Genomic DNA, 21525 nt, shown 5'->3' with positions numbered 1-21525 from the left:
AAAAAAACGTAAATTTGGGAACTTTTTAACGAATATCTTTTATGGGAGCGACAGTTACTACTGCAAACAACGACGAAAAAACTTGGGGAGGCGGTCACAATGAGCCTTTAGGAGCAAGTTATGGTAAAATGATGATGTGGTTTTTTATCGTATCAGATGCCTTAACATTCTCTGGATTTCTAGGAGCTTATGGTTTTTCTAGATTTAAATTTATTGAAACTTGGCCTTTGGCTGATGAAGTGTTCACTCACTTCCCATTTATGCATGGTGTTGCGGCTCCAATGTATTATGTAGCATTAATGACTTTTATTTTGATCTTTTCTTCTGTAACAATGGTATTAGCTGTTGATGCAGGACACCAATTGAAAAAGACAAAAGTTGCAATCTATATGTTCTTAACTATTATTGGAGGTTTAATTTTCGTTGGTTCTCAAGCTTGGGAATGGAAAAACTTCATTAAAGGAGAATATGGTGCAGTTGAAACAGTTGGAGGAAGTTTACTTCAATTCGTGGATAAAGATGGTAAAAGAGTAGCTTTGGCTGATTTTGCTGTTAAATTGCCAGAACAAAGAGAAGCTTTAACAAGAAGCCACTCAACTTGGTTTATGGAAGACGCTCAGTCTCTTCCAACTTATACAGTTGCTGAAGTACAAGCTGGATTTAAAGCACATCCAGAAATCTTAATCAGAACAGAAAAACTTACAGATAAAAAGCAAAAGACAGTTTTGTCAAGAGAAGAATCTGAAAAACATTTGGCTAGTGCTAAATATGTGGTAGAAGGTGCTAACTTGATCAGAAACGAGTACGGTAATAAATTATTTGCTGATTTCTTCTTCTTCATTACAGGTTTCCACGGATTCCACGTATTCTCTGGAGTTATCATCAACATCATTATTTTCTTTAATGTATTGTTAGGTACTTACGAGAAAAGAAGAAGCTACGAAATGGTAGAGAAAGTTGGTTTATACTGGCACTTCGTAGATTTAGTTTGGGTATTTGTATTTACAGTTTTCTACCTAGTTTAATTTTTAGAATTTAATTATTATGTCACACGAGCACGTATCAAATACAAAAAGAATCTGGTTTGTTTTCGGATTACTTTCAGTAGTAACTACAGTAGAGGTTATTTTAGGTATCTACAAACCTGGAGTATTGGAATTTAATCATTTTGTTGGATTGAATCTATTAAACTGGATTTTTTATATCTTAACAATTTTCAAAGCATATTATATTGTATGGGCATTTATGCACATGGAAGGTGAAAAAAGCAACCTTAGATGGTCTGTAGTTTCTCCTGTTATCTTCCTAGTTTTATATTTATTGTTTATTCTGTTAACAGAAGGACATTATATTTATGGGGTTTTTAAAGATTCTACTATTAAATGGAATTTTTAACATGATATTAATTCGAAAAGAAGCTCCGATTTACGGAGCTTTTTTTATTTTTGTACCTCAATAATTCCCCGTTAATACAATGAAAAAAAATATAGTTCTCTTTGTACTTTTTGTATTGCCAATTGTAGCGTATTTATTTTTCGCTTCTGGTGTAAATAGTTTTACAACACTTCCTGTAATAACACCAAAAGTGGCCGACTTTGGAAACTGGAATTCATTAAACGGAAAAAAAATCTCCCTTGATAAGAAGATTACTGTACTAGGCTTTGCGGGTACAAATATTTTAGAAAATAGAGGTAATTATTTTAATCTAAATGAAAAGATCTATAAACGTTATAACGGTTTTGAAGATCTTCAGTTTGTAGTGTTGTGTCCAACAGGAACTGAAAAAGAAGCTCAAAAAATTGTTGATGCTTTATCTCCTTTTACAGATGTTAAGAATTGGAATTTTGTTTTTGCTTCAAAAGAAGAAATCCAGAAGTTTTATGACGGATTGCATTTAAAAGAAAAGCTGAATGAAAACCTTGGAACTTCTAATGTTTATATTATCGATAAAGAACGTAATCTAAGAGGTAGAAAAGATAAAGAGGAATATAAAGAGGGTTATGATACTTTTCATCCATCTGAATTAAGCAATGAGATGCTTGATGATTTCAAGATTATTCTTTACGAATACCGCGCAGCTTTAAAGAAAAATCATAACGCTACAAAGCAACTTTAAAATCATTTATAATGTTTAAGAACAAATCATATATCGGAATCTCTTTTGTCATTTTGATTTTTGGGATTTACGCCATTCCTAAAATTGTTGATCGAGTTAAAAACGGTGACGTTGTAAAAGGAAATCGTTTGGATAATGTTGGAGTTAAATCTTCAAAGGAAGCTAAACTTTTAACAATTGGCCCAGCTCCAAAATTCGAGTTGACGAATCAGGACAATATTAAAGTTTCTAATGAAACGTATAAGGGAAAAGTATATGTTTTGGAATTCTTCTTTACAACCTGTCCGTCTATTTGTCCAAAGATGAATATGAGTATGCTAGAGATAGAAAATACCTTTTTCGGAAATCCGAACTTTGGAATTGTTTCTATTACAATCGACCCTAAACATGACACACCACAGGTTTTAAAAGATCACGCTAAATTGTTAGGTGTAAAATCTTCAAACTGGAATTTCTTAACAGGAGACAGAAACGTAATCATGGATTTGTCTAATAAAGGGTTTAATCTTTATGCTGGTGAGAATGATAAAGTAAGTGGTGGATTTGAGCATTCTGGTTTGTTTGCTTTAATAGACAAAGATGGAAATATTCGTTGCAGAAAAGATGAATATGGAAATCCGAATATTTATTACGACGGTTTAGATAAAAAAGGAGTTCGTGATATTCAGGAAGACATTAAAATTTTATTAGAAGAATAAAAATGGAAGATAATACTTTAGAGAAAAAATACAGCAAGTTCATTATTGCAGTTTCAATTGTAATTCCAGTAGTTGTGGCAATTTTGTTTGGAGTTAAATTGAAAGATTTTGGTTTTAATGTAGAGCCTTTATCGTTTTTACCGCCAATTTATGCAACTACAAATGGTATTACAGCAATTGTTTTGGTTTGGGCTGTTTTGGCAATTAAAAAAGGAAACCAAAAATTACATGAAAGATTAATGACTTTTGCTATTGCATTGTCAGTTGCGTTTTTGGTTATGTATGTAGCATATCATATGACTTCAGATTCTACAAAATATGGAGGAGAGGGAGCATTGCGTTATGTGTATTTCTTTATTCTTATAACGCATATTTTATTGTCAATTGCAATTATTCCACTTGTTTTAATCACCTATGTTAGAGCGCTTGCAAAACGTTTTGATAGACATAGAAAAATTGCTAAAATCACTTTTCCGCTTTGGTTATATGTTGCAGTAACAGGAGTGATAGTTTATTTAATGATATCTCCGTATTATGTGCACTAAAAAAAATAATGTTCAAATTTTAAAATCCAAATTCCAATCTCTATTATTTGGAATTTGTATTTTTTTAATTGGAGTTTCTGCAAACGCTCAATGTGCTATGTGCCGTGCAGCACTATCGGGAGATTCTAATACTAAAAAAGCTGAAGCAGTAAATGATGGAATTGTTTATTTAATGGTCATTCCGTATTTACTAGTATTAATAATAGGATATTTGATATATCGAATGTATTCTAAAAAGAAAAAAGCAGTGTAACTACACTGCTTTTTTTTATTATTTAAGTCCGTTAACGGAGACATTTACCGTACCGTTTATTTTGATGAATGCTATAATCGCCTGATTGGTTAACTGTATTTTGTCAAACTGAATATCTTCCATTTTTCCATTGACAAATACACCTGGCATTGGTGAGTAATTCTTTAGGTATCCTGCCATGCTTTTTTTGCCTTCTTCAAGATTGGGCTGAATTGAATAGCGGCAGCTTTCTTCCATCTTTTTAAGAATATATCCTTGCGCTAGCCAGTTTGCTGTTCGCATCAATTTGCTTTTGGTGTCTAAAACGTAATCTAGTTTTTCAAAGTAAATTTCTTTTGTCTGCACATTGTATGACGGAAAACCATTTAAATAAAGTGTTCCATTTATATATCCTAAAACATCTAATGCAATAATCATTTTTCCATCTTTATGCCAGATTGATACATTTTTTACCGTTACTTTTTTGCTGCCAGAACCAAATTCCTGACCGGCAAAATTCTTGGTCATAATTTTTGAGGCATCAACATAACTTGAAATGGCTGCGATATTAGCAGAAATCTGATTTGGGATTTTAGCAACTGGTTTTAGCGCGATTTTGCTTGCATTGTATTTTGAGTCTGGCTGTTTGCCAACAATTGTTTCCATATTACATTTCATGCCCATGTCAAGCAAAAATGAATCGTTTTTAAGTTTAGCATTTGTAGAATAAATTTCAATGGGAACAATTCGAAGCCAGCTTTCATAAGTGTCACTCATTTGAAAAGGAGTGCAGATTTTTTCGACAGCTTGAAGAACATTCGGCTTAAAATCCATTGATTTTTCAATTGCTCCATCAATTTCCTTTTCCAGTTTGCTTTTGAAAATAGAAATAGCAGGATTTATCAAATATGTAATTGGCATGTTTTTGCCAAATATTGACATGGTTGGACTTTCGTTCCAGTTTAGTGATTTAAATTCTGTTTTTGTGGAAAGCTTCCAGTTGGTTAGGGCAGTTTCGCTTGAAAGCGTGATAACTCCGTTTAAGTTAAATTCTCTTACGTCATACAATTCAACTCCAAGCTTTTTTGTTCCAATTCGATATTTGATCGTCGCTTTAAGGGGTAAAATTGTTCTAATTCTTTTATCAAGATTCGATGGATCATTTTGAATTTTAATTGGAGCTTGTTTCCAGATTTTCATTTCAATATCATCATCTTCGATATTGTTGTCTTCATAAATTAAACCGTTAAGCAAAGAGTTGGTCTGATTTTCAATATCGCTTAATTTGATGGTAATAGGGAGGTTTATAAAGGAGGGACTGCTGTCATAAATCAGCGGACTAGCATCGTCTGGTTCGGGTTTTAATGTTTCTAATTTTTGAGCCGATGAACAGCTTGATAGCACCGCAAGTGCTGTAAACATTGAAATAATAGAACTAAGCTTCATTTAAGATGATTTTTATTACGAAGTAAAATTACGAAAACAATCATATTTTATTAAAAAAGTGTAACAATAACTAAATTATGCAGTCTTATACAAAATAGGTAACAAAATTATTAACTTTTTATTATCATAAATTACTTAATAAAAATGTTATTATTGTCTAAAAAAATTAACAATACCATGATTGAAATAAAAGATTTACATAAATCCTATAAGATGGGAAGTTCAGAATTGCATGTATTAAAAGGTATTAATTTTAATATTGAAGAAGGTGAATTAGTTGCAATCATGGGATCATCTGGGTCAGGTAAATCTACACTTCTTAACATTTTGGGAATTCTAGATGAAGCTGATTCTGGAAGTTATATTTTAGATAAAACGCCTATAAAAAAATTAAACGAAACAATTGCCTCAAAATACCGTAATAAGTTTTTAGGTTTTGTTTTTCAGTCTTTTAACTTAATCAATTACAAAACAGCATTAGATAATGTTGCGATGCCTTTGTATTATCAAGGTGTTAAAAGAAAGGAACGTTACGATATAGCAATGAAGTATTTGGAAAAAGTTGGTTTAGGTTCTCACGTTCACCACTTGCCAAATGAACTTTCTGGAGGTCAGAAACAACGTGTGGCTATTGCAAGAGCATTGGCTTCAAATCCGAAGGTTTTGCTTGCCGATGAGCCGACAGGAGCTTTGGATACAAAAACTTCTTATGAAGTGATGGAACTTATTCAAGGGATTAACGACGAAGGAAAAACGATTTTGATTGTTACACACGAACCTGATATTGCTGCAATGTGCAAAAGAAATGTTGTCCTGAAAGATGGATTAATTATCGATGATAAAAAAGTAGAACAAGTTAGAGCTTCGTCTTATGTTTAATATTGAACGCTGGCAGGAAATATTTGAAGCCATTTCGAAAAACCGCTTAAGAACATTCTTAACAGGGGTTTCTGTGGCTTCTGGAATTTTTATTTTGGTAATCCTACTTGGTGCAGGTAAAGGTCTACAGAACGGAATTGAAAAACAATTCGAACGTGACGCAGCTGGAATTATCGAGGTTTGGTCTGGAACAACTACCAAAGAATACAAAGGGCTAAATCCAGGAAGACAGATTCAATTTCGCAATAGCGATTATAATCAATCGGTACAAAAATTTGAAGATAAATTAGATTTGAGAGCTTCAACAAATAATTACTGGGGGCAGGCTTTTGCTTATGGTAAAGAATCGGGAAGTTATCAGTTTAGAGGTGTAGATCCAGATTATGGAGGAATAGAAAATTTGACCATTGTTCAAGGCCGTTATATCAATGCAAAGGATTTAGAAAGTAACGCAAAAGTGGCTGTAATCGGGATGAAATTGAAAACTGATTTGCTTAAAGATAAAGAGGCAATTGGGGAAGAAATCCTAATTAACAACATCAACTTCAAAGTGGTCGGAGTTTTTACAGATCCAGGAGGAGAGAGAGAAGAAACTCGTGCTTATTTACCTTTGACTACGGTTCAGAAAACATTTGGCGGTGGCGATAAAATTAGCAACCTATTTTTTACCCTTAAAAAGACAAACGATTATGATGAAGCATTGGCTCAGTCTGAAAAATTTACACAAGATTTAAAAGATTTATTAAAGAGTAAAAATGTTGTAGCTCCTGAGGATGACGGTGGTGTTGGAGTTTATAATTCGGTTAAAGATGCTAAACAATTTTATGATTTAAACTTATATATCAGACTCTTTTTCTGGTGGGTTGGTATCTGTACGATTATCGCTGGTGTAGTTGGAGTAAGTAATATCATGCTGATCATTGTAAAAGAACGCACAAAAGAAATCGGAATTAGAAAAGCGCTGGGAGCGTCGCCTTTTTCTATTATAACGATGATTCTTCATGAGTCAATTTTTATTACGACGATTGCAGGTTTTGTTGGATTATTGGCTAGTCTTGCACTATTGGAATTTGTAGGGCCGATGGTTCAGAGCGAATATTTTAGAAATCCTGAAGTAGATTTTAGTGTTGCTTTAACTACTTTGGTATTACTTGTTTTTGCAGGGGCAATGGCAGGATTTTTTCCAGCCTACAGAGCAGCCAAAATTAAACCTATTGTAGCACTTAGAGACGAATAATTATGTTTAAAAAAGATAATTGGGACGAGATTTTACAGGCCTTAACCGCCAATCCTTTCAGGACTATCCTGACAGCTTTTGGTGTTTTTTGGGGAATTTTTATCTTGGTAATTTTACTTGCTGCAGGTAATGGTTTGGAAAATGGTATCAAAAAAGGTTTTGATGGAATCGCGACCAATACCATGTTTATGTGGAGTCAGACCACCTCTAAGGCTTATAAAGGTTTGCCAAAAACAAGACGTTATGATTTTAGAAATAGCGATGTAACTGCTTTAAAAGCTGCGTTGCCAGATTTATTATATGTTTCGCCAAGAAATCAGTTAGGTGATTTTAATGGAACAAATAACGTAGTAAGAGGTACAAAAACTTCTGCATTTACAATTTACGGAGATTATCCAGAGCTTATTAAACAACAGCCAATGGATATCATTAAAGGAAGATTTGTAAACCAGCAGGATATTGAGCAAAGAAGAAAAGTCTGTGTAATTGGTAAAGGCGTTATCAGCGAACTTTATGGTAAAGAAGAAGAAGCCGTTGGAACCTATATCAAAATTAACAGTATCAATTTTATGGTTGTTGGGGTTTATAAATCAAAACAACAGGGAGGAAATGCAGAACAAGAACAGAAGAATATTTTCATTCCTTTTACAACTTTTCAGCAGGCCTTTAATTATGGGGATAAAGTGGGATGGATGGCACTTACAGCAAAAGACGAAACTTCTATAACCGATTTAAAACCTAAAATTTTAGAGATTATAAAAGCATTGCATTCTATAAATCCGACAGATGAGAGAGCGGTTGGAAATTTTGATTTGTACGAGCAATTTAATAAAGTGCAAAGCTTATTTAATATTTTAAAAGTAATTGCGTATTTCGTAGGAACATTAGTTTTGATTTCGGGTGTAATCGGAATTTCGAATATTATGCTGATTGTGGTTAAAGAACGTACAAAAGAAATCGGAATTAGAAGAGCTTTAGGAGCGACTCCTGGAGCAATTAGAGGGCAGATATTATCTGAGTCAATATTTTTAACCATTATTTCAGGTATGCTCGGAATTGCTGTTGCTACAGGAGTTATAGCACTTTTAAATATGGTGCTAGATTCGATGCCTCCTGATCAAAATACTATGTTTGCCAATCCAACTGTAGATTTAGGAGTTGTATTTGTAGCATTAATTATATTAGTAGGATCTGGTTTGCTTGCTGGATTTATCCCAGCACAAACCGCAATCAATGTGAAACCTGTAGATGCATTAAGAACAGAATAAATTATCAATCAAACTAAATCGATTAAACCAAAAACAAATGAAAAAAGGAGTAACGGTAACCATTTTAATATTTATTGCAATTGTTTTTTTTGGCGCACTTTATTATTTGTATGCTAAAAACCAAGAATCGCCGATTGTATTTAAAACGGAAAAAGCAGAAATAAAAACCATCGTAAAAAATACTATTGCGACAGGTAATATTCAGCCTGATGAAGAGGTTCTAATCAAACCAAATATTTCAGGTATCATTGAAGAAGTGTACATCAAAGCTGGTGAAAAAATCAAAGCTGGTGATATGATTGCTAAGATTAGAGTTGTAGCGAATGTTTCGAACGTAAGCAATTCTCAGAATCAGGTGCAGACGGCTAAAATAACATTAGATAATCAGGAAAAAATTTACAAAAGACAGAAAACATTATTTGAAAAAGATGTTATTTCTGCAAATGATTATGATGCAGCTTTACTTGCTTATAATCAAGCAAAACAAAACTATTTAGCGGCAAAACAAGGTTTGGATATCGTTAAAACAGGGACAACTTCTTCTTTAGGCAGCTATGCCAATACCTTAATTCGCTCTACGGTGAACGGAATGGTATTAGATGTTCCCGTAAAAGTTGGTAACCAAGTTATCGAAAGTAATAACTTCAATGAAGGAACTACAATTGCAAGTGTTGCCGATGTTGGAAGAATGATCTTTATTGGAAAAATCGATGAATCTGAGGTTGGAAAGATCAAAGAAAAAATGCCAATTGAGATTACAATCGGTGCCATTGAGAATAAAAAGTTTGATGCAGTTTTAAATTATATTGCTCCAAAAGGAGTTACAGAAAATGGAGCAATCCAATTTGAGATTAAAGCACAAATGGTTAACAGAGACGATACTTTTATTAGAGCTGGTTTAAGCGCAAACGCTTCTATTATTTTAGAAAAAGCAGAGAAAGTTCTAGCAATAAAAGAATCTTTGGTTCAATTTGACAAAAAAACACAAAAGCCTTATGTAGAAGTTGAAACTGCTCCACAAAAATTTCAAAGAAGAGATTTGGTTCTTGGAGTTAGTGACGGAATCTATGTTCAAGTTAAAAGTGGTGTAAATGATACAGACAAAATTAAAATCTGGAACCAGGGTTTGATTAACGAAGGAGACAAAGAAAAAAAATAAGCTAATTTGAAAGGTTAGGGATCTTTTGGTTTTAAAAATGTTAAATTTGCGTAGTTCGATTTACTGCGCCTTCATTAAAAGTATATGAAAATAAATAAATATAATAGTCTGATTTTTGCAGTGTTATTCGGATTCGGATTAACTGGACAGGCACAAACTAAGAAATGGACTTTAGAAGAGTGTGTGAGATACGCACTCGAAAACAATATCACGATTAAGCAATCGGAACTGGATTTAAAAAATGCAGATATTGATAAAAAAGCTGCATTAGGAAATTATCTTCCATCTGTAAACGGAAATGCTTCTCATTCTTGGAATATCGGTTTGAACCAGGATGTAACAACGGGTATTTTACGTAATCAAACTACACAATATTCTTCTGTTGGTTTGAGTGCTGGTGTAGATATTTACAAAGGTCTGCAGAATCAAAATACGATGAGAAAAGCGAAGTTAACAATTATTTCTTCGCAATATCAGCTGTTAAAAATGCAAGAAGATATTTCTCTGAATGTGGCAAGCGCATTTTTGCAGATTTTATCTAACAAAGAAGATTTGAAAGTAAAAAAAGAACAGTTAACAATCGACGAGAAGAGATATGCGCGTTCCGAAGAAATGGTAAATGCGGGGACTATTCCTCGTGGGGATTTGTTCGATTTGAAAGCAACTGTGGCAACAGACAAACAAAATATCGCCGTTTCTGAAAATAATTTATTGATCTCTAAATTGAGTTTGGCACAGCTTTTACAATTAAAAGAATTTGCAGATTTTGATGTTGTTGATGATACCAATGCAATGGATGAAAACAATATTCTAGCTCAGAGTCCAATTGAAATTTACAATAAAGCTAAAGAAACTAGAACAGAGTTAAAATTAGCGCAGACCAATCTTGAAATTGCTGAGAAAAATGTTGCTATCGCAAAAGGAGCCTTTCAGCCAACTTTAAGTGCTTTCTATAACTTTAATACTAGAGCAAGTTACAGTGATGTTATAAGAGGTACTACACCAAATCTAGCAAACCCAACTTCACAGATTGGATATGTTCAGGGTACCAATCAGCCAGTTCTTCAGGATAATTATACGCCAGTTTTGGGTAAAGCAGATCCAATAATGGACCAGTTTAGTGATAACAAAGGACAATCTTTTGGATTTCAGCTTTCCGTTCCTATTTTTAATGGATTCTCAGTTAGAAATAATGTAGAACGTAATAAAGTAAGTTTAGAAAAATCTAAAATAGATTTAGAGCAAAAAAGTTTAGATTTGCAGCGTAACGTTTATACTGCGTTTACTGATGCAAGAGGAGCTCTGAATACATACGAATCTTCTACTGTAACTTTAGAAGCAAGACAGCAGGCTTACAATTATGCAAAAGAAAAATACGATGTTGGTTTAATGAACTCATTTGATTTCACACAAGCTCAAACATTATTGACCAATGCGCAGTCTGATGTTATCAGAACAAAATACGATTACATGTTCAAAATTAAAATATTAGAGTTTTATTTCGGAATTCCAATTGTTCCAATTATTACAAAATAATTTATTATGTCAAAAAAAACAGTTTATTTCTTATTAGGTGGTGCAATAGTTCTAATTGCAGCTTTGGTTGGTCTTTCTAAGGCTGGAGTAATAGGAAATAAGGACGAAGGAAAAGAAGTAGAAACTGCAAAAGTGATGGCTTCAACAATTGTTGAAACAGTATCTGCAACAGGTAAAATTCAGCCCGAAATTGAGGTTAAAATTGCGTCGATGGTTTCGGGCGAGATAATTTCATTAAATGTAAAAGAAGGACAGGTAGTAAAAAAAGGTGATTTATTAGTCAAGATAAATCCCGATTTATATACCTCTGGATTAGATAGATCTGTTGCAAATTTGGCCGGAACAAAAGCAAGTTTTACTCAATCTGACGCTAGTTTTAAAGAAGCAAAAGCAAATTATGAGCGTAATAAAATATTATATGATAAGGGTGTAATCTCAAAATCAGATTGGGATAAAGCCATTTCTACTTATGAAGTTGCCAAAGCAACAAAACAAAGTGCCTATTATAATGTTCAAAGTGCTTCGGCGTCTGTTACCGAAGCTCGAGACAACTTAGGCCGTACAACGATTTATTCTCCAGCAGATGGAACTATTTCTGTATTAAATGTAGAATTGGGAGAAAGAGTTTTAGGAACGCAACAAATGGCTGGAACTGAGCTTTTGCGCGTAGCCAATTTAAACAATATGGAAGTTGAAGTTGATGTAAACGAAAATGACATTGTAAAAATTAAAATTGGTGACGAAGCAAATGTTGAAGTTGACGCCTACTTAAAAAAGAAATTTAAGGGAGTAGTAACGAGTATTTCAAACTCAGCAAGTACAACTTTGACTTCAGATCAGGTAACGAATTTTAAAGTTAAAGTTCGTATTCTGAAAGATTCTTATCAAGATTTGTTAGAAGGAAAACCAAGTACATATTCTCCTTTTAGACCGGGAATGACGGCTACAGTTGATATAATTACAACAACAAAAACAAATGTTTTGGCCGTGCCAATTAGTTCTGTCGTAGTAAAATCGGATACTACTGCTGTAAAAGATTTTAAGGTTGAAGATCCAAATGAAGATAAAAAAGCGTCTCCTAAAAGTGATAAAAAATTCGAATGTGTTTTTGTGAAAGTTGGAGATAAAGCTAAAATTAGAGTCATTAAAACTGGAATTCAGGACGATACTAATATTGAAGTGATGTCTGGTCTAAAATCGGGCGATGTAGTTATTACGGGGCCATATACAACAGTTTCTAAAGATCTTAATTCTGGAGATAAGGTAAAACTTAAAAAAGCTGAAGCTCCAAAAAAATAAAAATTGATGCTATATGATTGCATTGCATGGTGGTTTTTCTGAAGAAATGCTTTATGGATTAGGAGGAGGATTTATTGTTGCAGTTTTCTTTCTTATAGTTATACACTTTAGAATCTATCAGAGTTCATACTATAATGAAGAATATGTATATTTTTCATCAGGTAAAAAAATTGCTCTTTATTTGGGGTTTATCACTGTTAATCTTATTGTAGCGTACTTTTTGTTTTTTGTTTCTACACTTTTAATTGGTGGAATCTCAAACTATTTTATTAGAAAATTTTAATAACATTATAAAATTATAAACATTGTCTTTTATTCTCAACATCGAAACAGCTACTAAAAATTGTTCTGTATCTATAGCAAAAGATGGTAAGACCATTGTTTGCAGTGAATTGGCTGATGAAGGATATTCACACGCCGAAAAACTGCATGTTTTTATTGAAGAAGTAATCGCAAAAGCGGGAATTTCGGTGCATGAATTAACGGCTGTTGCTGTTAGTCAAGGGCCTGGATCATATACAGGTTTAAGAATTGGTGTTTCGGCAGCAAAAGGCTTGTGTTATGCTTTAAATATTCCGCTGATTGCTGTTGATACGATGCAGACTTTAGCATCGCAAGCAGGAATTGCTGACGGAAAAATTGTACCTATGTTAGATGCACGTCGTATGGAAGTGTACAGCGCTGTTTTTAATTCAGATTTGACGCTGGAAAGAACTATAAAAGCTGAAATTATTGATGAAAATTCATTTCAGGAATATACCGACAAGCTTTACTTTGTTGGCGATTGTGCTGATAAATGCAAACCTGTTTTGACTAAAGACAATTTTGTGTTTGTGGAAAATATTAAATATCCTTCTGCACAAGCAATGAGCAAAATCAGTTTTGATAAGTATCAAAAAAGCGACACTGTAGATGTCGCTTATTTTGAACCTTATTATTTAAAAGATTTTATAATTACAGCTCCTTCAAAAAAGGAATAATGCTTTTTATTTCTGTATTGTGTATGGCTGAATTGCAATTCCAGCCTCATCCAATGCTATTTTGCAATTCTCTAAAGTTTCAGAAAATACAGCTCCGTAATTGGCATTTTTAGCCCAAGGACGAACAGCAAAATCAATAGAACTTGCAGATAGATTTTTCACAAAAACCTCTGGAGCGGGCCTCTTCAATACTTTAGGGTTTTTATTCAAAACATCTAAAAGAATTTCTTTTGCTTTTTTAATGTCTGAGTCGTAAGAAATGGCAAAAGTTAGATCGGCTCTTCTTTCTCCTTGCATAGAGTAATTAATGATATTTCCATTAGACAAAGAACCATTAGGAACAAATACAGTCTGGTTATTTGCCGTAAGCATTTTGGTTACAAAAATCTGGATTTCGAGAACTGTTGCAACAACGCCTTGTGCTTCTATCGTATCTCCAACTTTAAATGGCTTAAAAACAATAATAAGCATTCCGCCGGCAAAATTAGAAAGTGATCCTTGCAATGATAAACCAACAGCAAGACCCATTGCTCCTAAAATGGCAACGAATGATGAAGTTTCAATTCCTAATTTAGAAATAAAGGTTACGAATAATAATATTCGCAGCGCCCACAATAAAATATCGGATAAGAATTTTGTCAATGTAGGATCTAAATTTCGCTGAATCATTACTTTTCTAATGATTCGGTTAATCAATCTGATGGCGTATAAACCAACAAATAGGATTAAAAAAGCAGAAATCAGTTTTGGTGAATAATCAACTAAAATGTCAATAAAACGGCTTATGTATTTGCTGACTTGTTCTGGACTAAGATTCATGATTTAAAAATAAAAAAACCTTCTCATTAAGAGAAGGTATATTAGTAGTGCAAATATAAAAATATTTACATTATTCGAAAAGTGTGTTTATGCTTTCTCAGCAGCGTCATCAGCTATTTCTTCTACTTCTGCTACTGTTTTCTCGCTTTCGTCAACAACAGTTTCAGAAATGGTTTCTGGCGTGTCGCTGGTTGCTAATGAAGCTGTTTTTTCTTTAACAGAACCTACTACATCATTTACTACTTTAGCTGCTTTATCAGCATATTCGCTTACCGTATCTTTTGCTTTTTCAGCATAATCGGCTGCGTTGTCAATAATTGGTTCCGAAACTTCTTTTACTTTTTCAATTGTTTCTTCTGCAAAAGCTTCTGCTTTCTCGATATAAGGTGCTGCAGCTTCCTTTGCTTGTTCAAAAGTCTCTTCGGCATTATTTGCCAATTCAGTTACAGACTCTTTGGTTGAGCCGAACAAATTTTTAAAAAATGAAGATAATCCCATGGTTTTTAATTAATTGGTTAAGGATACAATATTAATTAATTTTATAGAATTACTCGTTTTTTTAATGGTAAATAATTGAAAGCTAGTAATTAATAATAAAAAAAAGCGCCTCAATGAGACGCTTTATATAATAGTTTTGCCAGATTAAGCATTAGAAGCTTCTACTTTTATAGCGTCATCGTTTAGCATGCTTTTCAACATATTTTCAATACCGCTCTTTAAAGTAAATGTAGAAGAAGGGCATCCGCTGCAAGCACCTTGCAATAATACTTTTACCGTTTTATCATCTTCATTGTAAGATTCAAAAGCAATGTTTCCACCATCGGCAGCTACTGCTGGTTTTACGTATTCTTCTAAGATGTTAATAATTTGCTGTGATGTAACATCTAGTTTGTCAAAAGCCTCATCTTTTGTAGCTTCAGTTTTGGCTTTAGTTTCAATTAAGCTTTCATCTAAAACAGTTCCTCCGTTTTCAATAAATTGTTTAATGAAAGTTCTTAATTCTAAAGTGATTTCATCCCAGTTATTGATCTCATATTTTGTAACCGAAATATAGTTTTCATCAATAAAAATTTCTTTCACATAAGGGAATTTGAATAATTCCTGAGCTAATGGAGAAGAAGCTGTCTGGTCAATATTTTTGTATTCTACGGCATTACGAGTAAGCATTCTGCTCACAACAAATTTTAATGCAGAAGGATTTGGAGTAGTTTCTCCATAAACTGTTATAGGCTGTTTTTTTGGCTTTGTTTCATCAATTTTAATGATAACGCCACCTTTATCAACAAAAGCACTGATTTGTTCAGCAACAGCATCTTTTACTTCATCCCAATCTACAATGCTGTATCTTTCGATAGCAATAAAGTTTCCTGAAATATAAACTGTTTTAACAAACGGTAAATAGAATAATTGCTGAGCTAGAGGAGAAGCTTGTGCTTCGTCAATATTTTTAAACTCAAAGTTCTGGTTTTGAGTAATGAAATCCTCAAATTCAAACTTTAAAATAGTTGGATTTTGGGTTTCTTTTATAGTGATTTTAGTCATGGTAATATATTTTTCGCAAATTTACTAAAGTTATTTTCTACTAATAGCTATATTTGATTTTTTAATAAAATAATTAAGACTCTTTTCAAATAAATCGTGTTAAATTGCAAGAGTGAAAATTATATAGAAACAATATTGTCTTTATGAAATTAAAAATCAAGGTTTTATTAATTTTTCTCATTACTGCTTTTCATTCCTATTCCCAAGAGGGAATTCCTGTTTATTCAGATTATTTGTCTGATAATTATTATCTTATTCACCCTTCGATGGCTGGTGCGGCAAACTGTGCCAAAATTAGATTAACTGCCCGAAAACAATGGTTTGGCCAAGACGATGCGCCATCTTTGCAAACACTAAGTTTTAACGGAAGAATAGGCGAACGCTCGGGAGCTGGTGTTATTCTTTTTAACGATAAAAATGGATATCATTCTCAAAAAGGGTTAAAAGCAACCTATGCGCATCATATTATGTTTTCGAGAGATGAGATAGATTTAAATCAGTTGTCTTTTGGTATAAGCGGAGGCGTGATGCAGAATCAGTTGGATGAGACTAAATTTGGTCCTACATTTGATCCTTTAATTACTAATTCAGTGCTTAACGATACTTATTTTACAATGGATGTTGGAGCTTCATATAATTTTATGGATTTTTATGCTCATGCTACTGTTCAGGGTCTAATACAAACTAGGAGAGATCTTTATTCAGATTATGAAAATAACAATTTAAGAAAGTTTTTATTTAGCGCGGGTTATGTGTTTGGCAAGAATGATAATTGGACATGGGAGCCTTCTATCCTTTTTCAGTTTTTTGATCAGACCAAAGAAAAAACAATCGATCTGAACATGAAAGCTTATAAAAACATGGATTTTGGAAGCCTTTGGGCAGCTTTGTCTTATCGAAGAGGTTTTGAGGGCACAGATTATTTATCGGGAACTAGTGTTTCTTCTCAAAAACTACAGTATTTTACTCCTATTGTAGGAGTTAATTTCAAGAACTTTATGTTTGCTTATACTTATACTCAAGTAGTAGGCGATGTAAAGTTTGATACAGGTGGTTACCATCAAATTACATTAGGAATTAACCTGTTCTGTAAAAAAGAACGTTACGATTGTAATTGTCCTGCAATTAATTAAAATTTATTTTTATGCTGATTAAATCTGTAAATGGAAAATCGCCTCTTATTCCAGAGGATTGTTATGTGGCCGAAAATGCTACTATTGTTGGAGATGTTACTTTTGGAGAATCTTGCAGTGTTTGGTTTAATGCTGTTGTGAGGGGAGATGTTCATTTTATTAAAATCGGAAATAAAGTAAACATTCAGGATGGTGCAGTAATTCATTGTACGTACCAAAAACACCCTACGATTATAGGAAATAACGTTTCAATAGGTCATAATGCAATTGTGCACGGATGCACAATTCATGATAACGTTTTAATCGGAATGGGAGCAATTGTAATGGATAATTGCGTAGTAGAAAGCAATGCCATAATTGCTGCGGGTGCTGTGGTAACTCAAAATACGGTTGTGACTTCAGGAAGCATTTATGCTGGTGTTCCGGCAAAAAAGGTGAAAGATATTGATCAATCTGATTTTGCTGGCGAAATTGGGCGTATTTCAAATAATTACGTGATGTACTCTAGTTGGTTCAAAGAAGAAAAATAAAAATATAAAAATTCCAAAACAGAAAATTGCTTCGCCCGTTCGCTATCGCTCGGGTCCAAATTCCAAAGGTTAAGTCTTGGAATTTGGAATTTTTTATTATTGGAATTTCATAAACTAAAGGTTGATTTTTTCGAAGAAAGTATTTTTATAGCTTTCGCTGATTGGAACTCTTTTATCGCTTATTAATACCTTGTTTTTCTGAATTGATTTAACGTGTTTGATATTGATAATATACGATCTGTGAATTCTAGCAAAACCTTTGCTCGAAAGTAAATTTTCAAGTTTGATTAAACTGATTAACGTCAGCGTAAATTTATTGTCTGTAGTGTAAATTTTGACATAATCTTTAAGGCCTTCAATAAAAAGAATATCAGCAAAATTTAATTTCACATTTTCATATTCAGCTCGAACAAACATAAAATCTTGGTCGATTTCTGGAGCATTGTTGTTTTCAGCAAGTGTTTGAGTTGTAACAGGCTGTAAAACCTGCTGTGCTCTAACAACTGCTTTTAGAAATCGATGAAACGGAATTGGTTTCACTAAATAATCTACTGCACCAAGATTAAATCCTTCTACAGCATAATCAGAATAAGCCGTTGTAAAAATTACTAGGGGCTTTTTTTCTATGGTATTTAAAAAATCAATTCCTGAAAAATGAGGCATTTGAATATCAAGAAAAATCAAATCGACATTATTCTGATTGATAAACGAAACGGCATCAATAGCATTATTGAAAGTGTTTATTAATTCAAGAGTGTCTACTTTTTTGACAAAATCCTGTAAAAGTTCTACAGCCAAAGGTTCGTCATCAATAATTACACATTTCATCTTTTCTAAATTAGTTTTTGAAAATTTATTTTGCAGTCAAAAGTAGTTTGAAACCAGTAAATTAAGTTTTAAAATTTTCATAAAATACTGGTTTTTACAAATCAACATTATGCGTTAACGGTTATTGTTTTTGTAAGCGTATAACCATCCGTTAAGTTTCCTGTAAGCGTAGCAAGTTCCTCAGATAAGCTGTCGGCAAATACATTGTCTTTTGCATTTGCAGTATCTGCTTGTCCGTGTGCCACATAATTGGTGCTGGAGTAAACCTGACTCGAAATAGTTTCTGGGAATGCGATCTGAGTTACAAGTAAAGAAGTTCCTGCACTCGATAAAACTTCAACATGCACATGCGGGGCTCTTCCTTGGTACCAGCCTGGATAAATGGAGATAAAAGAAACTTCTCCGTTTGCGTTTGAAGTCTGTCTACCTCTCAGGAAATGAACAGAGGTATAATCGGTCTGCTGCATTTGCGTGCCTCCATATTCAGAATAATTTCCGTCTTTGTCACAATGCCAGATGTCTACTAAAACTCCCGAAAGAGGTTCGCAATTATTCTTTTTATTTTCAATTTTTAAATTAATCAATAGCGCAATTCCAATACGGTCAGACTTGATGTTTTCTAAAACCAGCTGACTTGGCGTTTTAATCGGGAACGGACCTTTTGTTTCAGATGGAGAAACAGTACAGCTTCCGTCTCCAGAATTGCTTGTATCAGTTTCGTCATTATCGCTTTTAGAACAAGATTCTAAAAATTTTGAAGCAGTTGCCAATGATGCAATGCCCAAAATACCATTTCGGATGAATTTTTTTCTGTCCATAATCGGTTTTTTTAATGTATTGCGGTTTTAATTTCGTCTAACTTTAAATTTAAATGAACTCGGTAATATTCATTATCCTGAGTAATGGTCAGTTCGTGTGCGTTTGGATAAAGAAGGTCAAGGCGGCTTTGAATGTTTACCAATCCAATTCCTGAGTTTTCAGGGTCTTTTACATAGTTTTCAATCGTATTTTCGATCCAAAAGTCAAGATTATGATCTGTAATAAGAATCTTGATCTTTACGTGAGCGGCGCCTTTATAATCAGTTCCATATTTAAAGGCATTTTCAACAAAAGAAATCAACAGCAAAGGTTCAATAAACTTGTTTTTAGTATCACCGTGAACATTGATTATAATGTCTTCAATATTGTTTAATCGCAGTTTTTGCAATTCAATATAATTCTGGATATAATTGACCTCTTTTTCTAAAGCCACCGTTTTATTGTCTGTCTCGTAGAGCATATAGCGCATAAGCTCAGACAAGGTTACGATGGCATCAGGGACCAAATCAGATTTTTTGTGTGCCAGCGAATAAATACTGTTTAAAGAATTAAATAAAAAATGCGGGTTGGTTTGTTTGCGCAAATAGATCAATTCGGTATTTGTTCGGTGTGTTTCGGCAATCAGTTTGTTTTGCTGATTGTTATAAAATTCAGTTAATGTTCTAATAATTGCAGAAACCGTAATAATTAGGATATAGAAAAATGAAGGGGCAATTTTAAAAAAAAACGGCTGTCTCATTTCTATTCTGTGATGCATTCTGTCGCCTTTTGGGAAAAAATGGGGGTCACGAATAATGGTTTCAGAATGCATCATTTTTTCGGGCCTTAAATGTCTAAATTCAGGAATAAAATAGTTTAGCCTTATTGCCATAAATAGGACTATCAGACCAATAGCAAATGTGCCATAGACCCAATATTTTTTTTGCAGTAGATAATTTGGAACCAAATAAAAATAGTTAAGATAAAACAATAAAATTCCAGAAAGCCATTGGGCATAAAAATCGTTGTCGAGTTTAAATGGGCTTTCGTAAAATTGAATTAGAGAAGTCAAAATAAAGAAAATCCATATCATAAAATGAAATAGTATTTTGTTGTAGCCTGTATTTTTAATGGTATCGATTTGCATTTACAATTTTATTTTTAATAAAATTAATTCATTTTTGGTTACCGTAGGAGATAAGTTTTCTTTGAGTTTCTGCTTTACAAGATCAGCAACTTTTAGAGCATCGTTTTCTGTTTTAAAGCTTTTAGTATCGCTTATTACGGGAATGATAGACTGTTTAATTAAAATTTTTTCTTTGTAGGCTACTGTGTAGCCCCATCCTGAATTTGTTTTAAAAGAGGCTGTTGTTAAAGCTTCTTTTTTTGTGCAAGCAGTAAAAAGTAAAATAAGTGCAAAAACGATTAAAATCTTCTGGATAGTGCTCCAGAAGACTTTTTTAATATTAGTTATCATCGTCACTTTGTTCGTCTAATGGTTTAAATTCCCATGCATCGTCAAAGTAAGTAGAGCCAATTCGGCCTAACATATAGAATCCGCGATTATTGATGGCAAAACCAACTGCATCGGTTCTTGTAGCTCCTTCCATTGGAGTTCTTTCTGTCCATAAGTCGGTTGTTGGGTTGTATTCCCAAACTGTTTTTACGTTTTCGCCTCCTACAACATATCCTAAACCATTCATAGAAAAGCTTGATGCATTAGAACGTACAATAGCATAATCGTCGTTGTAGCTGTAATCGTCGTCTGTGTCTTTGTCAATATCACGTTTTCTTGTCCAAACATCTGTTGTTGGATCAAATTCCCAGAAATCTTCCTGATATACGCCATTGTTTACACCAGTCACCAAGTAAGCCTTGTCTGCAATTGTAAAAACAGTCGCGTTACGTCTTTTATTTCCACTGAAACCATTTACTAGAGTCCAAGTATTTGCTTGGTCATCATACTGATAAAAATCTTTCAAATAATTTCCGTCATAACCTGTTCCAAAATAGGCTTTACCGCCAACCTGAAAACCTACGGCAGCATAACGCGCTGTTCCAGCAAAATCTGTTTTTTGTGTCCAGCTATTTGCAGACGGGTCATATTGATAAAAATCTTTCAGTTTGTTTGTTCCGTCATAACCAAGACCTACATATCCTTTGTCGTTTAATGCGAAACTAGAAGCAGAACTTCTTCCAACACCGCCAAAATCAGCTTTCTGTTCCCAATAATCTCCAGTTGAATTGTAAACCCACAAATCTTTCAAATAAACATCGCCAGTATAACCGCCGACTACATAAGCATAATCCCCGATAACGAAACTTGTAGCACTAGATCTTGCAGGGCCATCAAAGGCTGATTTTTTAATCCAGTTTCCTACCAAATCATCGTCATCATTATCATTGCTGCAGCTTATAAAAAAGAGGCTCGAAAAAAGCGCTGTGAATAAAATTCCTTTTTTTAGATTAATCATAGTGTA

The 21525-nt window shown here is 33.4% G+C and carries 25 protein-coding genes; 16 read left to right on the top strand and 9 right to left on the bottom strand.

Annotation, left to right across the window (positions count from 1 at the left end):
- Window positions 1-41: 41 nt before the first annotated feature.
- The 6 genes from AAYQ05_RS10325 (at window position 42) to AAYQ05_RS10300 (ending at window position 3612) form a co-directional block, all read left to right on the top strand.
- On the top strand, window positions 42-1025 hold the full coding sequence (locus AAYQ05_RS10325; protein ID WP_177210934.1) for a cytochrome c oxidase subunit 3: 984 nt from the start codon (window positions 42-44) through the stop codon (window positions 1023-1025).
- A 19-nt stretch (window positions 1026-1044) separates the two neighbouring features.
- Entirely contained in the window at window positions 1045-1395 is a 351-nt protein-coding gene (locus AAYQ05_RS10320; RefSeq protein WP_177210933.1) for a cytochrome C oxidase subunit IV family protein, read from the top strand.
- 79 nt (window positions 1396-1474) lie between these two features.
- Window positions 1475-2116: a hypothetical protein gene (locus tag AAYQ05_RS10315; protein ID WP_281631160.1), complete on the top strand. Its 642-nt coding sequence runs from the start codon at window positions 1475-1477 to the stop codon at window positions 2114-2116.
- A gap of 11 nt (window positions 2117-2127) precedes the next feature.
- A complete protein-coding gene (locus AAYQ05_RS10310) occupies window positions 2128-2814 on the top strand; it encodes an SCO family protein (protein ID WP_343543123.1) in 687 nt (228 codons plus the stop codon).
- Between the two features lie 2 nt (window positions 2815-2816).
- Complete coding sequence (locus AAYQ05_RS10305) at window positions 2817-3359, top strand: DUF420 domain-containing protein (RefSeq protein ID WP_343543122.1); 543 nt, start codon at window positions 2817-2819, stop codon at window positions 3357-3359.
- Window positions 3349-3612, top strand: coding sequence for a CAMCR motif-containing small membrane protein (locus AAYQ05_RS10300; protein WP_343543120.1), 264 nt, complete (start codon window positions 3349-3351; stop codon window positions 3610-3612). The genes AAYQ05_RS10305 and AAYQ05_RS10300 overlap by 11 nt, the downstream gene beginning before the upstream one ends.
- An 18-nt stretch (window positions 3613-3630) precedes the next feature.
- On the opposite strand, the gene AAYQ05_RS10295 is transcribed toward AAYQ05_RS10300, so the two are convergent.
- Window positions 3631-5037, bottom strand: coding sequence for a DUF4403 family protein (locus tag AAYQ05_RS10295; RefSeq protein WP_343543119.1), 1407 nt, complete (start codon window positions 5035-5037; stop codon window positions 3631-3633).
- A gap of 177 nt (window positions 5038-5214) precedes the next feature.
- Here AAYQ05_RS10295 and AAYQ05_RS10290 point away from each other — a divergent pair, with 177 nt between their 5' ends.
- The 8 genes from AAYQ05_RS10290 (at window position 5215) to tsaB (ending at window position 13395) form a co-directional block, all read left to right on the top strand.
- Window positions 5215-5916: an ABC transporter ATP-binding protein gene (locus AAYQ05_RS10290; protein ID WP_177210927.1), complete on the top strand. Its 702-nt coding sequence runs from the start codon at window positions 5215-5217 to the stop codon at window positions 5914-5916.
- A complete protein-coding gene (locus AAYQ05_RS10285) occupies window positions 5909-7153 on the top strand; it encodes an ABC transporter permease (protein ID WP_281631164.1) in 1245 nt (414 codons plus the stop codon). Before AAYQ05_RS10290 ends, AAYQ05_RS10285 begins: the two co-directional genes overlap by 8 nt.
- Before the next feature lie 2 nt (window positions 7154-7155).
- Window positions 7156-8421 (top strand): ABC transporter permease, encoded by a 1266-nt coding sequence (locus tag AAYQ05_RS10280; RefSeq protein ID WP_177210925.1) that lies wholly within the window; start codon window positions 7156-7158, stop codon window positions 8419-8421.
- Window positions 8422-8458: 37 nt separating this feature from the next.
- On the top strand, window positions 8459-9580 hold the full coding sequence (locus AAYQ05_RS10275) for an efflux RND transporter periplasmic adaptor subunit (RefSeq protein WP_343543117.1): 1122 nt from the start codon (window positions 8459-8461) through the stop codon (window positions 9578-9580).
- 84 nt (window positions 9581-9664) lie between these two features.
- Window positions 9665-11116: a TolC family protein gene (locus tag AAYQ05_RS10270; protein ID WP_343543115.1), complete on the top strand. Its 1452-nt coding sequence runs from the start codon at window positions 9665-9667 to the stop codon at window positions 11114-11116.
- A 6-nt stretch (window positions 11117-11122) separates the two neighbouring features.
- Window positions 11123-12415 carry an efflux RND transporter periplasmic adaptor subunit gene (locus AAYQ05_RS10265; RefSeq protein WP_343543113.1) on the top strand — a complete coding sequence of 431 codons (1293 nt, stop codon included), beginning with the start codon at window positions 11123-11125 and terminating at the stop codon, window positions 12413-12415.
- A gap of 13 nt (window positions 12416-12428) precedes the next feature.
- The gene (locus AAYQ05_RS10260) at window positions 12429-12698 is read left to right on the top strand and encodes a hypothetical protein (protein ID WP_343543112.1); all 270 of its coding nucleotides are present in this window, start codon (window positions 12429-12431) and stop codon (window positions 12696-12698) included.
- Window positions 12699-12720: 22 nt separating this feature from the next.
- Entirely contained in the window at window positions 12721-13395 is a 675-nt protein-coding gene (tsaB, locus tag AAYQ05_RS10255; protein ID WP_343543111.1) for a tRNA (adenosine(37)-N6)-threonylcarbamoyltransferase complex dimerization subunit type 1 TsaB, read from the top strand.
- Between the two features lie 6 nt (window positions 13396-13401).
- Here the strand turns inward: tsaB and AAYQ05_RS10250 are convergent, their stop codons facing one another.
- The 3 genes from AAYQ05_RS10250 to AAYQ05_RS10240 form a co-directional block, all read right to left on the bottom strand.
- The gene (locus AAYQ05_RS10250) at window positions 13402-14214 is read right to left on the bottom strand and encodes a mechanosensitive ion channel family protein (RefSeq protein ID WP_343543110.1); all 813 of its coding nucleotides are present in this window, start codon (window positions 14212-14214) and stop codon (window positions 13402-13404) included.
- An 87-nt stretch (window positions 14215-14301) separates the two neighbouring features.
- A complete protein-coding gene (locus AAYQ05_RS10245; protein ID WP_343543108.1) occupies window positions 14302-14712 on the bottom strand; it encodes a YtxH domain-containing protein in 411 nt (136 codons plus the stop codon).
- A 144-nt stretch (window positions 14713-14856) separates the two neighbouring features.
- Entirely contained in the window at window positions 14857-15756 is a 900-nt protein-coding gene (locus tag AAYQ05_RS10240) for a NifU family protein (protein WP_343543107.1), read from the bottom strand.
- A 143-nt stretch (window positions 15757-15899) separates the two neighbouring features.
- Here AAYQ05_RS10240 and AAYQ05_RS10235 point away from each other — a divergent pair, with 143 nt between their 5' ends.
- Both AAYQ05_RS10235 and AAYQ05_RS10230 read left to right on the top strand, forming a co-directional pair.
- Window positions 15900-16889 (top strand): PorP/SprF family type IX secretion system membrane protein, encoded by a 990-nt coding sequence (locus tag AAYQ05_RS10235; protein ID WP_343543105.1) that lies wholly within the window; start codon window positions 15900-15902, stop codon window positions 16887-16889.
- An 11-nt stretch (window positions 16890-16900) separates the two neighbouring features.
- Complete coding sequence (locus AAYQ05_RS10230; protein ID WP_111422435.1) at window positions 16901-17419, top strand: gamma carbonic anhydrase family protein; 519 nt, start codon at window positions 16901-16903, stop codon at window positions 17417-17419.
- Between the two features lie 114 nt (window positions 17420-17533).
- Here the strand turns inward: AAYQ05_RS10230 and AAYQ05_RS10225 are convergent, their stop codons facing one another.
- The 5 genes from AAYQ05_RS10225 to AAYQ05_RS10205 all read right to left on the bottom strand — a co-directional run bounded on the left by AAYQ05_RS10225 (window position 17534) and on the right by AAYQ05_RS10205 (window position 21519).
- Window positions 17534-18247 carry a LytR/AlgR family response regulator transcription factor gene (locus AAYQ05_RS10225; RefSeq protein ID WP_343543104.1) on the bottom strand — a complete coding sequence of 238 codons (714 nt, stop codon included), beginning with the start codon at window positions 18245-18247 and terminating at the stop codon, window positions 17534-17536.
- Window positions 18248-18354: 107 nt separating this feature from the next.
- Window positions 18355-19065, bottom strand: a complete 711-nt coding sequence (locus AAYQ05_RS10220; protein ID WP_343543103.1) for a dioxygenase family protein — start codon at window positions 19063-19065, stop codon at window positions 18355-18357.
- Window positions 19066-19076: 11 nt separating this feature from the next.
- Complete coding sequence (locus tag AAYQ05_RS10215; protein ID WP_343543101.1) at window positions 19077-20192, bottom strand: sensor histidine kinase; 1116 nt, start codon at window positions 20190-20192, stop codon at window positions 19077-19079.
- Window positions 20193-20522 carry a DUF4907 domain-containing protein gene (locus AAYQ05_RS10210; RefSeq protein WP_343543099.1) on the bottom strand — a complete coding sequence of 110 codons (330 nt, stop codon included), beginning with the start codon at window positions 20520-20522 and terminating at the stop codon, window positions 20193-20195.
- On the bottom strand, window positions 20512-21519 hold the full coding sequence (locus AAYQ05_RS10205) for a Kelch repeat-containing protein (RefSeq protein ID WP_343543098.1): 1008 nt from the start codon (window positions 21517-21519) through the stop codon (window positions 20512-20514). Before AAYQ05_RS10205 ends, AAYQ05_RS10210 begins: the two co-directional genes overlap by 11 nt.
- Window positions 21520-21525: the final 6 nt, after the last annotated feature.

Source organism: Flavobacterium movens, from assembly GCF_039581425.1.
Classification (GTDB): domain Bacteria; phylum Bacteroidota; class Bacteroidia; order Flavobacteriales; family Flavobacteriaceae; genus Flavobacterium; species Flavobacterium luteolum.
The sequence above is the reverse complement of the archived record's forward strand: the minus strand, read 5'-3'. Positions and strand labels throughout refer to the sequence as shown.

Excerpts from the sequence above, each read along its gene's own strand:
- AAYQ05_RS10325 (WP_177210934.1), top strand. The coding sequence starts at position 42 with ATGGGAGCGACAGTTACTACTGCAAACAACGACGAAAAAACTTGGGGA.
- AAYQ05_RS10320 (WP_177210933.1), top strand. The coding sequence starts at position 1,045 with ATGTCACACGAGCACGTATCAAATACAAAAAGAATCTGGTTTGTTTTC.
- AAYQ05_RS10315 (WP_281631160.1), top strand. The coding sequence starts at position 1,475 with ATGAAAAAAAATATAGTTCTCTTTGTACTTTTTGTATTGCCAATTGTA.
- AAYQ05_RS10310 (WP_343543123.1), top strand. The coding sequence starts at position 2,128 with ATGTTTAAGAACAAATCATATATCGGAATCTCTTTTGTCATTTTGATT.
- AAYQ05_RS10305 (WP_343543122.1), top strand. The coding sequence starts at position 2,817 with ATGGAAGATAATACTTTAGAGAAAAAATACAGCAAGTTCATTATTGCA.
- AAYQ05_RS10300 (WP_343543120.1), top strand. The coding sequence starts at position 3,349 with ATGTGCACTAAAAAAAATAATGTTCAAATTTTAAAATCCAAATTCCAA.
- AAYQ05_RS10295 (WP_343543119.1), bottom strand. The coding sequence starts at position 5,037 with ATGAAGCTTAGTTCTATTATTTCAATGTTTACAGCACTTGCGGTGCTA.
- AAYQ05_RS10290 (WP_177210927.1), top strand. The coding sequence starts at position 5,215 with ATGATTGAAATAAAAGATTTACATAAATCCTATAAGATGGGAAGTTCA.
- AAYQ05_RS10285 (WP_281631164.1), top strand. The coding sequence starts at position 5,909 with ATGTTTAATATTGAACGCTGGCAGGAAATATTTGAAGCCATTTCGAAA.
- AAYQ05_RS10280 (WP_177210925.1), top strand. The coding sequence starts at position 7,156 with ATGTTTAAAAAAGATAATTGGGACGAGATTTTACAGGCCTTAACCGCC.
- AAYQ05_RS10275 (WP_343543117.1), top strand. The coding sequence starts at position 8,459 with ATGAAAAAAGGAGTAACGGTAACCATTTTAATATTTATTGCAATTGTT.
- AAYQ05_RS10270 (WP_343543115.1), top strand. The coding sequence starts at position 9,665 with ATGAAAATAAATAAATATAATAGTCTGATTTTTGCAGTGTTATTCGGA.
- AAYQ05_RS10265 (WP_343543113.1), top strand. The coding sequence starts at position 11,123 with ATGTCAAAAAAAACAGTTTATTTCTTATTAGGTGGTGCAATAGTTCTA.
- AAYQ05_RS10260 (WP_343543112.1), top strand. The coding sequence starts at position 12,429 with ATGATTGCATTGCATGGTGGTTTTTCTGAAGAAATGCTTTATGGATTA.
- AAYQ05_RS10250 (WP_343543110.1), bottom strand. The coding sequence starts at position 14,214 with ATGAATCTTAGTCCAGAACAAGTCAGCAAATACATAAGCCGTTTTATT.
- AAYQ05_RS10245 (WP_343543108.1), bottom strand. The coding sequence starts at position 14,712 with ATGGGATTATCTTCATTTTTTAAAAATTTGTTCGGCTCAACCAAAGAG.
- AAYQ05_RS10240 (WP_343543107.1), bottom strand. The coding sequence starts at position 15,756 with ATGACTAAAATCACTATAAAAGAAACCCAAAATCCAACTATTTTAAAG.
- AAYQ05_RS10235 (WP_343543105.1), top strand. The coding sequence starts at position 15,900 with ATGAAATTAAAAATCAAGGTTTTATTAATTTTTCTCATTACTGCTTTT.
- AAYQ05_RS10230 (WP_111422435.1), top strand. The coding sequence starts at position 16,901 with ATGCTGATTAAATCTGTAAATGGAAAATCGCCTCTTATTCCAGAGGAT.
- AAYQ05_RS10225 (WP_343543104.1), bottom strand. The coding sequence starts at position 18,247 with ATGAAATGTGTAATTATTGATGACGAACCTTTGGCTGTAGAACTTTTA.
- AAYQ05_RS10220 (WP_343543103.1), bottom strand. The coding sequence starts at position 19,065 with ATGGACAGAAAAAAATTCATCCGAAATGGTATTTTGGGCATTGCATCA.
- AAYQ05_RS10215 (WP_343543101.1), bottom strand. The coding sequence starts at position 20,192 with ATGCAAATCGATACCATTAAAAATACAGGCTACAACAAAATACTATTT.
- AAYQ05_RS10210 (WP_343543099.1), bottom strand. The coding sequence starts at position 20,522 with ATGATAACTAATATTAAAAAAGTCTTCTGGAGCACTATCCAGAAGATT.
- AAYQ05_RS10205 (WP_343543098.1), bottom strand. The coding sequence starts at position 21,519 with ATGATTAATCTAAAAAAAGGAATTTTATTCACAGCGCTTTTTTCGAGC.